Origin of the sequence: Streptomyces sp. NPDC059454, assembly GCF_042749965.1 — a bacterium.
In the GTDB taxonomy this organism is placed as follows: Bacteria; Actinomycetota; Actinomycetes; order Streptomycetales; family Streptomycetaceae; genus Streptomyces.
The window spans coordinates 14,918-27,678 of record NZ_JBHYVC010000041.1; the positions used below are offsets into that span (position 1 = coordinate 14,918).

10 protein-coding genes are annotated in these 12,761 nt (G+C 70.7%); 2 read left to right on the forward strand and 8 right to left on the reverse strand.

The window, feature by feature from the left end; all coding sequences use genetic code 11:
* Nucleotides 1-113: 113 nt before the first annotated feature.
* On the forward strand, nt 114-767 hold the full coding sequence (locus ACFXAE_RS24695) for a phosphoribosyltransferase (protein WP_384718521.1): 654 nt from the start codon (nt 114-116) through the stop codon (nt 765-767).
* Here the strand turns inward: ACFXAE_RS24695 and ACFXAE_RS24700 are convergent.
* A complete protein-coding gene (locus ACFXAE_RS24700; RefSeq protein WP_384718523.1) occupies nt 764-1,672 on the reverse strand; it encodes a LysR family transcriptional regulator in 909 nt (302 codons plus the stop codon). The two genes, ACFXAE_RS24695 and ACFXAE_RS24700, sit on opposite strands and share 4 nt — an antisense overlap.
* A gap of 72 nt (nt 1,673-1,744) precedes the next feature.
* Between ACFXAE_RS24700 and ACFXAE_RS24705 the strand changes: the two genes are divergently transcribed.
* On the forward strand, nt 1,745-2,134 hold the full coding sequence (locus ACFXAE_RS24705) for a RidA family protein (protein WP_384718525.1): 390 nt from the start codon (nt 1,745-1,747) through the stop codon (nt 2,132-2,134).
* Between the two features lie 24 nt (nt 2,135-2,158).
* Here the strand turns inward: ACFXAE_RS24705 and ACFXAE_RS24710 are convergent, their stop codons facing one another.
* The 7 genes from ACFXAE_RS24710 to ACFXAE_RS24740 form a co-directional block, all read right to left on the reverse strand.
* Nucleotides 2,159-2,956 (reverse strand): VOC family protein, encoded by a 798-nt coding sequence (locus ACFXAE_RS24710; RefSeq protein WP_384718527.1) that lies wholly within the window; start codon nt 2,954-2,956, stop codon nt 2,159-2,161.
* On the reverse strand, nt 2,953-3,669 hold the full coding sequence (locus ACFXAE_RS24715; RefSeq protein ID WP_384718529.1) for a hypothetical protein: 717 nt from the start codon (nt 3,667-3,669) through the stop codon (nt 2,953-2,955). The genes ACFXAE_RS24710 and ACFXAE_RS24715 overlap by 4 nt, the downstream gene beginning before the upstream one ends.
* Nucleotides 3,670-3,789: 120 nt before the next feature.
* A complete protein-coding gene (locus tag ACFXAE_RS24720; RefSeq protein ID WP_384718531.1) occupies nt 3,790-6,801 on the reverse strand; it encodes a family 16 glycoside hydrolase in 3,012 nt (1,003 codons plus the stop codon).
* 190 nt (nt 6,802-6,991) lie between these two features.
* The gene (locus tag ACFXAE_RS24725) at nt 6,992-7,735 is read right to left on the reverse strand and encodes a class I SAM-dependent DNA methyltransferase (RefSeq protein WP_384718533.1); all 744 of its coding nucleotides are present in this window, start codon (nt 7,733-7,735) and stop codon (nt 6,992-6,994) included.
* Nucleotides 7,736-7,782: 47 nt separating this feature from the next.
* A complete protein-coding gene (locus ACFXAE_RS24730; RefSeq protein ID WP_384718535.1) occupies nt 7,783-8,595 on the reverse strand; it encodes an SAM-dependent methyltransferase in 813 nt (270 codons plus the stop codon).
* A 144-nt stretch (nt 8,596-8,739) separates the two neighbouring features.
* Nucleotides 8,740-9,165 (reverse strand): contact-dependent growth inhibition system immunity protein, encoded by a 426-nt coding sequence (locus ACFXAE_RS24735; protein WP_384718537.1) that lies wholly within the window; start codon nt 9,163-9,165, stop codon nt 8,740-8,742.
* A gap of 71 nt (nt 9,166-9,236) precedes the next feature.
* On the reverse strand, nt 9,237-12,611 hold the full coding sequence (locus ACFXAE_RS24740; protein ID WP_384718539.1) for a pyruvate carboxylase: 3,375 nt from the start codon (nt 12,609-12,611) through the stop codon (nt 9,237-9,239).
* Nucleotides 12,612-12,761: the final 150 nt, after the last annotated feature.

Consider the following 12,761-nt stretch of genomic DNA (forward strand, 5'->3'; position numbering starts at 1 on the left):
CCGGCCGTGCGGCGCGCGGCGGAGCGGTGGGCGGCTCGTCGCCATGGCATCCCCAGGTGAGTGGGGGCCGATGACGGTTACCCGGCAGCCGTGGCCGAGGAAGGGAGCGAGCCGTGCGATTCCAGAGCCGTGCGCATGCCGGACAGGAGTTGGCCGTCAGGATGCTGGAGTGGGCGAGCAGCGGCGATCTCGCGAATGTGACCGTGCTGGCGCTGCCGCGCGGTGGCGTCCCGGTCGGGGCGGAGATCGCCCGGGCGATGCAGGTGCCCCTCGATGTGCTCGTGGTCCGCAGGATCGGGGTTCCCGGGTCCCCCGAGGTGGGTATCGGGGCGATCGCCGGGGACGATCCCCCGGTGTTCGACCGTACGGGGCTGCGGGCCCTGGACCTCTCGGAGGACAAGCTCGGCTCGGAGGTGGCGCGGGCGCGGGTCGAGCTGCACCGGCGGGAGCGGGTCTACCGCGGTGGACGCCCCGCGCCGAAGGCCGGCGGTCACAGCATCGTGGTCGTGGACGACGGGCTGGTCACGGGGATCACCGCCCGCGCGGCCCTGCGGCATCTTCGACGCGGCGATCCCCTGCGTCTGATTCTGGCGGTGCCGGTGTGCGGCCACAGGACCGCCGCGGCGCTGCGGGACGAGGCCGACGACGTGGTCTCCCTGTACCAGCCGCCGCAGGTGCGGTCGGTCGGTGAGTGGTACGACGACTTCCACCGGGTCACCGACCAGGAGGTACTGGATGCCCTGAAAGAGCTGCACCCGGCCGGTTAGACATCGTCCTGCGGCTCCCGGCCGACCGTGGCCAGAAGGTTGGCGACCAGGGGGTTCGGGTCGTCCCTCCGCCAGGCGACGGCGACCCGGGTGCGGGCGGTACCGGGCGTGACGGCCCGGAAGGCGACGCCTTCGAGGCGGATGCGCCGGATGCTCGCCGGGGCCAGGGAGACACCGAGGCCGGTTTCCACCAGGGCGCAGACGGTCTGCCATTCCACCGCGTGCTGGGCGATCCGGGGTGTGAAGCCCGCCTCGGCGCACAGGCCGGTGATCCGGTCGTGGAGCCGGGGGCCCACGACGCGGGGCAGGAGCACGAACGGCGAGTCCGCCAGCCGGGCCACTTCCACGGTCCGCCGGGCGGCGAGCGGGTGGGCCGCGGGCAGAACGGCCACGAACGGCTCGGTCAGGACGGTCTCGAAGCCGAGTCCGGTCTCGTCCGTGGGTGGCTCGCGCAGCAGGCCGATGTCGATCGACTTCTCGTGCAGGGCGGCGATCTGCGGTGCGGTGGTCATCTCGCGGATGTCCAGGCGCACGTCGGGAAACCGCTGCCGGAAGGTGCGCAGCAGGCCGGGCAGGACCGTCAGGGCGAGGGAGGCGGCAAAGCCGATGCGCAGGCGCCCGGACCGGCCGCTCCCGGCGGCCCGGGCGGCGGACAGACCGTCCGTGAGGTCGCCCAGGGCCCGTCGTACGGCTGGGAGCAGTTCGCGGCCGGCCGGGGTGAGGGTGACGCGTCCCGGGCCGCGGTGGAACAGCGGATGGCCGACCTTGTCCTCGAGGCGGCGGATCTGCTGGCTCAGCGGTGGCTGGGCGATGCCCAGCCGGGCGGCCGCGTGACCGAAGTGGAGTTCCTCGGCGAGGACGAGGAAGGCGTGCAGCTGCGGCAGGGGAAGCTCCGGGCGCGTCATACGTCCAGAGATATCAGGGGGTCACCATTGCCGTATTGGACGTATCGATGCCGGTCGCCTAGCGTGCGGCGTGTGACGGAACGACGTACGGTCCTCAGCGGCTCGACGTTCGAGGAGCAGATCGGTTATGCCCGCGCCGTGGTCCACGGCGACGGAGTGCATGTGTCCGGCACCACCGGGTTCGACTACGCCACCATGACCATCTCCGACGACGTGGTGGAGCAGGCCGAGCAGTGCCTGCGCAACATCGGGGCCGCGCTGACCGAGGCGGGGTGCACCTTCGCCGATGTGGTGCGGGTGCGTTATCTGCTGCCCGAGCGGGCCGATTTCGAGCCCTGCTGGCCGGTCCTGCGCCGCTGTTTCGGCGACGTGCGGCCGGCCGCCACCATGCTCGTGTGCGGTCTCGCCGATCCCCGTATGAAGATCGAGATCGAGGTGTACGCGCAGCGATCGGCCCGGTGACGGCCGGTCCGGCATGTCCTGCGTTCAGCTCTCGGCCGGGGTGAGCACCACGAAGTCCGCGTCGAAGGGGTCGAGGCAGACGGCCATGCGGCCGACGCCCTCCGCGTCGACCGGTCCCATCTGCACGCTTCCGCCGTTCGCGGTGACCTCGGCCACCGCGGCGTCGCAGTCGGTGACGTTGAAGACCGGGTGCCAGTACGGCCGTCCGTCCGCCAGGGCGAGGTCCTCCTTGCCGACCTCCATGAGGCCGCCGTGCATCCGCTCCTCGGGCAGCCCGGCCGGGGTGATCAGGGTGTAGGTACCCTCCCCTCCCGGCATCTCCGTGTCGCTGAACCGCCAGCCGAGGACACCGCCGTAGAACTCCTTCGCGGCCGCCGCGTCGCTGGTGTAGAGCTCGGTCCAGGACAGGGAGCCCGGCTGGTCCACCAGGTCGACGCCCTTGCTCTCCCCCGGCTGCCAGACGGCGAACTGGCCGCCCAGCGGGTCGCTGTACTGTGCCATCCGGCCCCATTGTTCGAGGTCCGTCGGCGCTACCCGCACGGTGCCGCCGGCGCGCTCCACCGCCTGGGTGGTGGCGTCCGCGTCGGCGACGGTGTAGTAGATCATCCAGGCCGGACGGGCGCCCTCCTCGGTGAGCTTGCCGAGCCCGGCGACCATCTTGCCGTCCTTGCGGAGCATCCCGCCCTCCACGTCCTCCCCGTCGCCCATGGGCTCGTAGTCCCAGCCGAGGACCGCTCCGTAGAAGGCGGCGGCGGCCCGGACGTCGGGGGTGCCGAGGTCGAGCATGCAGGGCGAGCCGGGGGCGAAGTCAGTGGTGATCACCGCGGTGTCCTTTCGCTGATTCCCTTTGGCCTCAGCGTGCCACCGGGCACTGACACTCGCCCTCCGGCTTCGCCGTCCGGGCGTCGCGGGAGGGTCGGCTCGGGCTCGAAGGAGAGCCTGTGGCGCGGGCGGAGGTAGAGGGACTTGTGCTCCACGTCCTTCGGCGGCCACTGGGCGCCGGTGGCGTACCGGCGGGAGCCCTCGACGTGGACGGTGACGGCGGGCTCGTCCATGATCCCGTTGTCGATGCCCTTGATCCAGTAGTCGTACCAGCGGAACATCTTGTCGTGCTCTTCGATGAAGGGGCGCGACTGCATGGGCGGGTAGGGGCCGATGTCCAGCTTCTTGGGGCCGTTGAGGCGGTTGTAGAGCTCGATGGTGCCGTCCAGTGTCCAGCCGCGGCCCTGGTCGATCTGGAGCCAGACCGGGATGTCGATGTTCGGCGCGAGGGTGACCGGGTTGCGCTCCTCGTACCACTCGCCGTCGACCTCGTTCATCACGATGTCGAACCAGGCCTCGTGGTTCTTCGGGTAGTTCAGCACGTGGACGCACTGGAGGCCCTGGGCAGCGGCTTCAGCACCGCGTACACGGTGTGCGCCGTGGCGGCCGTCGTCGCCGCCGCCCTGACCGCGTTCGGCATGATCGGCCCCAAGGGCGCGCACGGTGGCGAGGACGAGGAGTCCGGCGTCGGGCACGGCCCGGGGGGGGGCCATGAGCACCCGCCCCGGGCCGCCCCCCAACAGAATGGGTCGGTTACGGGGGTTGGGGGGGGGCACCCGGTCACGGGTGGCGGGCGCTTCGGACGGCAGGACGCCGGACCCGGTCCCCGTGCGCTAACTCAGCGGTTCGATACGGATGTTGCGGTAGCGCACCGCGTTCCCGTGGTCCTGCAGCCGGATCGCCCCGGCTGCGGGACCTTCGGACGCTCCGCCTCCGGTCGGGCTGTCGATCACGACGTCGTCGTGGATCTTCTTGCCGTTCCACACCACGGTGACCCGCGCGTCGGCCGTCTTGGTGCCCTCGGCGTCGTAGCGCGCGGCGCGGAAGACGATGTCGTACGACTGCCAGGTCTCCGGGGCCTTGGCGGCGTTCACGTCGGGGGCCTTCTTCAGATAGATCGCTCCCGCTTCGTTGGTGTCGGGTGTGGTGTCGCCGTAGGAGTCCAGGATCTGGAGCTCGTAGCGGTCCTGGAGGTAGACGCCGCTGTTGGCGCGGTCCTGGCCCGTCACCTCCGGGGGGAGCCGGGGCAGCCAGTACTCCACGTGCAGCTTGAAGTCGTCGTAGCTGTTCTTGGTGCGGATGTCCCCGCAGCAGACCTCCGTCGCACCGTCGGTGACGGGCCACTGAACCGGGCGCCCGTCGGTGTGCTGCCACCGGTCGAGCCCGTCGCCGTCGAACAGGTCGATCGCTCTGCCGTGCCGGTCGACGGTGAGGAGGTCGAGGTTGACGTGGCCGGTGTCGCCCTCGTCGTACCGGTAGGCGACGCTGTTGTGCCCGGCGCGCAGGCGCAGGACCTCGGTCTGTGTCGACCAGGTGTCCCAGTCGCCGGTGCTGCGGAACTCGGTCTGTTTCACCTTCCGTCCGTTGACGTACAGGGACAGGGACTTGGTGCCCCGGAAGGGGTCCGGACCGTTGGAGTAGCGCAGCCCCAGGTCGTACGTTCCGCTCCGGTCCGCCTCGACGTCGAAGGTCGTCGTGGCGCCCTGGGTGCCGTACCGGTCGACGAATCCGCTGCCGGAGTACGCCCGGTGGTCGGTGTTGATGCCGGCCGCGCCGGTGAGGGACGCCTCCTCGGCCTCGTACAGCGGGCCCTGTTCGGGCTGCTTGCCCGGCATGGCGTTGAGCGTGTACCAGGCTTCGGTGCTCCACAGGGTCTCGCCCGACGCCGAGCCGAACGGGCGCGGGGAGCGCAGGTGCACGACGCGGCCCGGCTTGAGTCCCTCGACGGCCAGGGTCACCTTCTTGCGGTCGTCCGACAGCTTGGCCGAGGTCACCTCCAGGGTCTCCTCGGCGATCTTGGGTCCGCCGTAGTCGCGCGTCGGGGTGTAGCGCCACTGCTCGGCCTCGTAGTGGCTGACAAGGTTGTCAGCGGTCTCCTGCGACAGGGGCTGGGTGTACTCCAGCTCGAAGCCGCCCTTCTTCACCCGCATGGCCTGGATGTCGAAGGTGTTGCCGCCGTTCGGCGTCAGCTTCTGGAGGCCGTACCTGAGCTTTCCCTCCTGGCCCCAGTTGCCGTCCGCTCCCAGACCGCCCGCGTAGATCGCGCCGTCGGGGCCCATGGTGATCCGGTTGACGCCGGCTTCGAGACCCTGGGTGAAACGGAAGACGGCGCCCTGGTACTGGCCCTTGACCTTCTCCAGGTAGGCGCGCTGGAGACCGCCGTAGGTGACGTCACCGAACAGCATCTGCCCCTTGAACCGGCCCTTGGTCAGGTGGAGCGGTGTGCTGGGCGAGTTGGCGATCTCGTTCTGCGGGAGCCAGAGCACCGGCTGGGTCACCGGCTCGGAGTCGAAGGGGCCCGCGGGGTTGGTGTAGTGGTTGAAGAAGCGGTCCTGCTTGATGTGGACCAGCTTCGACGAGGGGAGCCAGCCGCCCTGGTTGTCGGTGGCGAAGAGGTCGCCGCCGGGGCCCCAGCCGATGCCGTTCGGGGTGCGCAGCCCGCCGGCTATGTAACTGACCTTGCCGGTCTTCTTGTCGACCTTGATGGTCGCACCGCGGCCGGGTGCGAGCTGCGGGTCCGTGGTGGCGCCGCCGTAGTTGATGGCGACGGACAGGTTCAGGTAGAAGTAGCCCTTGCTGTACAGCAGTCCGAAGGCGAACTCGTGGAAGTTGCCGCCGTACGGCCAGGTGGCGATGGTCTTGGACTTGTCCATGAAGCCGTCGCCGTCGCTGTCGCCCAGCTCCGTCAGCTCGTGCTTCTGGGAGACGAAGATGGCGCCGTCGACGACCTTGAGGCCCATCGGTTCCTTGAGACCCTCGGCGATCTTCGTGGCCTTCACCTTGTCCGGGCCCGTGGTGCCGGTGACCTCGTCCATGACGTAGACCTCGCCGGCCGTGTTGTCGGTGCCGCCCCAGGTGCTCACCACCAGACGGCCGTCGGGCAACCAGTCCATGCCGGTGACCTGGGGTTCGAAGCCCTCCGGGCGCAGGTCGGTGAGGGTGTGGTCGGGGCGCACCGAGTTGAGCGGCAGGCCGTCGCCCGGCGAGTCCCTGACGCCCTCGCACTCCTTGCGGCCCGGGGCGGTGACCCGGACCACGCCGGCGTCGGTGCTCAGCGCCGTGTTCGGCACGGTCGTGAAGCCGTCGGCGCCCGGCGGCTGCCAGGCGAGGTTGAGCACCTGGTCACCGCCGCGCTCGAAGTGGTCGATGCGCAACGCGTGCATGCCCTCGGTGAGTTGGACGGTGCCGTCCTTGGGTTCGGCACCGTGCAGCCCGTCGTGGTCGATGACCGGCCGGTCGTCGATCAGCAGCCGTGAGCCGTCGTCACTGGTCAGCCGGAAGGTGTACGAACCGTCGGCCGGCACGTGGATGTTGCCGGTGACCTGGGTGACGAAGTTGTCGCCGAACCCGCCGAAGTCGGCGGTCGTCCTCCAGTCGACGGTCGGCATCAACTTGTCGTAGTTCGGGGTCTGTCCGGGCTTGAGTGTGCAGATCTTCTCGAGCGGGACCTGGACGTCGAAGACGCGCAGGGTGACTCCGGGCTCCTGTGGCGGCACGTCGGCCTGTGGTGCGGAGGCCGGCCTGGCCGATGCCAGGGGGGCTCCCCAGAGCCCGCCCGCGACGAACGCGCCGACGAGCAGTCCTGTCAGGGATCTTCGGGCGCGCCGGTACAGCCGTGCGTCCATGCTTCCTCCTGCTGAGTCGACCGGAGGGCCGGATAACTCCGGTGCCGATGGGCGAAAACGCCAACGGTTGCGGCGACACGCTAGGAGACTTCTACTCAACTCGTCCAGACTTTGTACTCGATGAGTTCAAAGTCCTTCCGGTGGGCAGTCTTCATCGATGTAATGGGCGGGCTGCGGGACGGCGGTGCGGTTACTGGGAGGGCGGGATGCGGTAGACGGAGACGTGGGAGCGCGACTCGGCGGTGAACTCGGCGCCGTCCCAGTCCGCGTGCCTGGATTCCAGCTCGAAACCGGCCAGTTGGGCCATGAGGTCGAGTTCGGCCGGCCAGATGTAGCGGTGCGGGGTGCGGAACAGCTCGGCCTGCTTGGTGCCGTCGAAGTGGAAGTGATGCGAGACGACGTGCTGGCGCAGGGTGTCGTAGGTGTCCAGGAGGATGTACCCGGGCTCGGACTGACAGACGACGGCCGGCTGGCCCGGTGGCAGCTTGCGCAGTTCGGGCACCCACAGTTCGATCACGAACCGCCCGCCGGGACCGAGGTGGCGGGCGGCGTTACGGAAGCACTCGACCTGCTCGGTCTGGGTGAGCAGATTGGCGACCGTGTTGAAGACGAGGTAGACCAGGGTGTAATCGCCCGGGGCGGCGGTGGTCGCCATGTCGCCGATGATTACGGGAATCGTGGCCTCGTCGGCCTTGGTCCGCAGCTGTTCCACCATCGGCCGGGACAACTCGATGCCGGTGACGGGGACTCCGCGGCCGGCGAGCGGGACGGCGACCCGGCCTGTCCCGATGGCGAACTCGAGCGCCGCCCCGCCCCCGGCGAGCAGGGCGAGGCGGTCCACGGCCGGCCCCAGAACCTCGGGCGCGAACATTCCGGTACCGGGGGTGTCGTAGCGCCGGGCGGCGTCCGCGTCCCAGATGTCTTCTTGCTCCATTCCGCCAACGCTCGCCATCGGCCCCCGGTGTTGTCCAGCGAATTACGTCAGGGCTTGCGGGCGAGTCCCCCGTGCTCGCCGATGGGATCCGGCGCGGGGGCGTCGCTGTCCGGGCGCCAGAGCGGGACCGGGACGACTCCGGGCTCGATGAGTTCCAGGCCCTCGAAGTACGCCGTGATCTGGTCGACCGTACGCAGGTTGTAGGGAACGGCCCCGCTCTCGTTGTAGGCGTCCTGGGCCTGCTCGAACACGGGGTCGATGCCCCGTGAGCCGTCGTTGACGGAGAGGTAGCTGCCGGACGGCAGCGCGGCCATCAGCCGGGTGACGATGGAGCGCGCCTGGTCGTAGTCGGCGATGTGACCCAGAATGTTGCTGAGGATGAGAGCGGTGGGACGCCTGAAGTCCAGCGTCTCGGCGGCGACCTCCAGGATGCGGTCCGGGTCCAGGACGTCGGCGTCGACGTACGCGGTCGCTCCCTCCGGGGTGGAGTAGAGCAGGGCGCGGGCGTGGGCCAGGACCATCGGGTCGTTGTCGACGTACACGATCCGGGCCTCGGGTGCCATCCGCTGGGCGACCTGGTGCGTGTTGTCGGCCGTCGGCAGTCCGGTCCCGATGTCCAGGAACTGCCGTATGCCCGCCTCGCCGGCCAGGTAGGTGATGTTGCGACGCAGGAAGGCACGGCTGCTGCGGGCGATGGTGACGATCCCGGGGAAGACGGCGGTGTAGGCGTCGCCGGCCTCCTCGTCGACGGGGTAGTTGTCCTTCCCGCCCAGCCAGTAGTTCCAGATCCGGGCCGAGTGCGGAACCGAGGTGTCGATCTTCTGTTGCGCTGATCCCGGTGCCGCGGCAGGGTCGGTCATGAGTACCGTCCGTAGTCGTTCGAGGGCTGTTTTGGCCAACGCATAATCTACGGTCCCACAGCTCATCGGCGCAGGCTTGTCCGCGGATACACAGGGTCACCGCCTGCGCGGATCAGCGGATCAGCGGATCAGCGGATCAGCGGATCAGCGGGACGGTACCGGCCGGCCGGCGAACCGGCCGAGGTCCTCGGCCGCACCGCGCGGCAGATCCTCGACGGCCTCCGGCGGCAGCGCCCCGATCACCTCGCACAGCGGTGCGGCGAGGTCCGGGAAGAGGGCCCAGACCGAGGCCGGGGCGCTGACAGCCGCGAGCAGCAGGTCCCCTTCGTAGAAGCAGGCGTCCAGCAGCGGCTCCTCCAGCAGCAGGCGCACCGCGAGCGGCAGCACGTACGGCAGGGCGACCTGCTGCGAGACGAGCATGCGCAGATCCGCCGGGCGGAGTTCACGCAGCGGCACGCGCCGCAGCTCGTGCACCGTGCGGATCAGGCGGGTCGCGTCGGCGGCCGGATCCTCCCAGCGGGGCGGATCCAGCTCGTCGAGCGTACGGTCGAGGTGCAGCAGACGGTCCATGGCGTCATTCTCGGTAACCGGGCCGACCGGGGCGCCTCCCGGCTCCCGGCTCCCGGCTCCCGGCTCCCGGCTCAGCCGATTTCCACGATGAGGTCGCCGCCCTCCACCTGCTGGACGCGGTTGATGGCCAGCCGGGTGACCGTGCCGGACTTCGGGGCGGTGATCGCGGCCTCCATCTTCATCGCTTCGATCGTGGCCACCGTGGCACCGGCCGCCACCTCGTCGCCCTCGGCGACCGCGAGGGTCACCACACCGGCGAAGGGAGCCGCGACATGGCCGGGGTCGGCCCGGTCGGCCTTCTCCGTGACCGGGATGTCGGAGGCCACCGCCCGGTCACGGACCTGGATCGGCCGCAGCTGACCGTTCAGGGTGGACATCACGGTGCGCATGCCGCGCTCGTCGGCGTCGCCCACCGCCTGGAGTCCGATGAGCAGCCGCACGCCGGGATCGAGGTCGACGCTGTACTCCGTGCCGGGGCGCAGCCCGTAGAAGAAGTCCTTGCTGTCCAGGACGCCGGTGTCACCGAAGGACCGGCGGTGCGTCTCGAACTCCCGGGTGGGGCCGGGGAAGAGGAGACGGTTGAGGGTCGCCCGACGGTCCTTCGCCAGGCCGGCGCGGTCGTCGGCGGTCAGTTCCTGGACGGGCTTGGGCTCGGCACGGCCCCGCAGGGCCTTGCTGCGGAACGGCTCGGGCCAGCCGCCGGGCGGGGTGCCCAACTCGCCGCGCAGGAAGCCGATCACGGAGTCCGGGATGTCGAACCGGTCGGGCTCCTGCTCGAAGTCCGCCGGGGACACGCCCGCGCCCACCAGATGCAGTGCCAGGTCACCGACCACCTTCGACGAGGGAGTGACCTTCACCAGACGGCCGAGCATCCGGTCGGCGGCGGCGTACATCGCCTCGATGTCCTCGAAGCGGTCCCCCAGGCCCAGCGCGATGGCCTGGGTGCGCAGGTTGGACAGCTGTCCGCCGGGGATCTCGTGGTGGTAGACGCGGCCGGTCGGCGAGGCCAGGCCGGCCTCGAAGGGTGCGTAGACCTTGCGGACGCTCTCCCAGTAGGGCTCCAGGTCGCCGACGGCCGTCAGGTCAAGGCCGGTGGGGCGCTCGGAGTGGTCGGTCGCGGCGACGATCGCCGACAGGGAGGGCTGGGAGGTGGTGCCCGCCATCGAGGCCACCGCTCCGTCGACCGCGTCCGCGCCGGCCTGGATCGCGGCGAGGTAGGTGGCGAGCTGGCCACCGGCGGTGTCATGGGTGTGCAGGTGGACCGGCAGGTCGAACTCCCGGCGCAGGGCCGACACCAGCGTCGCCGCCGCGGGGGCCCGCAGCAGTCCGGCCATGTCCTTGACTGCCAGGACATGGGCGCCGGCCTCGACGATCTGCTCGGCCAGGCGCAGGTAGTAGTCCAGGGTGTAGAGCCGCTCGGCCGGATCGGACAGGTCGGCGGTGTAGCAGAGGGCCACCTCGGCGACGGCCGTGCCGGTCTCGCGTACGGCGTCGATGGCGGGCCGCATCCGGGAGACGTCGTTCAGCGCGTCGAAGACGCGGAAGATGTCGATGCCGGTCGCCGCCGCCTCCTGGACGAAGGCATCGGTCACCTCGGTCGGGTACGGCGTGTAGCCCACGGTGTTGCGGCCGCGCAGCAGCATCTGGAGGCAGATGTTGGGCACGGCCTCCCGCAGGGCGGCCAGGCGCTCCCACGGGTCCTCGGCGAGGAAGCGCAGGGCGACGTCGTACGTGGCGCCGCCCCAGCACTCCAGCGAGAGCAGTTCGGGCAGGGTGCGCGCCACCACGGGGGCGACGGCGAGCAGGTCCTTGGTGCGGACGCGGGTGGCGAGCAGGGACTGGTGGGCGTCGCGGAAGGTGGTGTCGGTGACGCCGATGGTCGGCGCGTCGCGCAGCCGGCGGGCGAAGCCGTCGGGGCCGAGTTCGGCGAGCCGCTGCCTCGAGCCGGCCGGCGGTTCACCGGCGGGCAGCGGCGGCAGCTTGGTGAGCGGGTCGATCAGCCGGGGCCGCTCGCCGTGCGGCTTGTTCACCGTGACGTCGGCGAGGTAGGTGAGCAGTTTGGTGCCGCGGTCGGCGGAGTGGCGGGCGGTGAGCAGTTCGGGACGCCGCTCGATGAACGAGGTCGTGACGTGCCCGGCCCGGAAGTCCGGGTCGTCCAGGACCGCCTGCAGGAAGGGGATGTTGGTGGCGACGCCGCGGATGCGGAACTCGGCCACCGCTCGCCTGGCCCGGCCCACCGCGGCGCCGAAGTCCCGGCCCCGGCAGGTGAGTTTCACCAGCATCGAGTCGAAGTGGGCGCTGATCTCCGTACCGGCGTGGGTGGTTCCGCCGTCCAGGCGGATGCCGGAGCCGCCGGGCGAGCGGTAGGCGCTGATGCGGCCGGTGTCGGGGCGGAAGCCGTTGGCGGGGTCCTCGGTGGTGATGCGGCACTGCAGCGCGGCGCCCCGCAGGGTGACGGTCTCCTGCGAGAGACCGAGGTCGGCGAGCGTCTCGCCGGCGGCGATGCGCAGTTGCGCCTGGACGAGGTCGACGTCGGTGACCTCCTCGGTCACCGTGTGCTCGACCTGGATGCGCGGGTTCATCTCGATGAAGACGTGGTTGCCGTCCCGGTCGAGGAGGAACTCCACCGTGCCGGCGTTGCGGTAGCCGATCCGCCGGGCGAAGTTCACGGCGTCGGCGCAGATGCGGTCGCGCAGCGCGGGGTCGAGGTTCGGCGCGGGCGCGAGTTCGATCACCTTCTGGTGGCGGCGCTGCACCGAGCAGTCCCGCTCGAACAGGTGGATGACGTCGCCCTGCCCGTCGGCGAGGATCTGCACCTCGATGTGGCGGGGTTCGACGACGGCCTTCTCCAGGAACACCGTGGGGTCGCCGAACGCGGACGCCGCCTCCCGGGAGGCGGCCTCGATGGCCTCCCTCAGCCGGTCGGGGTCCTCGACGCGGCGCATGCCGCGCCCGCCGCCGCCGGCGACCGCCTTGACGAACACGGGGAAACCGATGCCGTCGGCGGCGCCGACGAGTTCGTCGACGTCGGTGGAGGGCGCCGAGGAGCCGAGCACGGGCACACCGGCCTCGCGGGCGGCGGCCACGGCACGGGCCTTGTTCCCGGTCAGTTCCAGGATCCGGGCGTCGGGTCCGATGAAGGTGATGCCGGCCTCTTCGCAGGCTCTGGCCAGCTCGGGGTTCTCGGACAGGAATCCGTAGCCCGGGTAGACGGCGTCGGCGTCCGCGCGGCGCGCGGCGCGGACGATCTCCTCGACGGAGAGGTAGGCCCGCACCGGATGTCCCGGTTCGCCGATCTCGTACGCTTCGTCGGCCTTCAGCCGGTGCAGCGAGTTGCGGTCCTCGTGCGGGAAGACGGCGACGGTTCGGGCACCCAGCTCGTAGCCCGCGCGGAACGCCCGAATCGCGATCTCGCCGCGATTGGCGACCAGCACCTTGCGGAACATTCTCGATCCCTTCAGCCTGCGGGTTACCAAGCCCATGGGGTGGGGGGCCGGTCGGGGACGCCTTGCGAACCGGGCCACCCCCCCCCGCCCCGCCGCGGGTGTGAGGGGGCCACAGAGGAAACATTTCCTCTGTGGCCCCCTCCGTGGCCC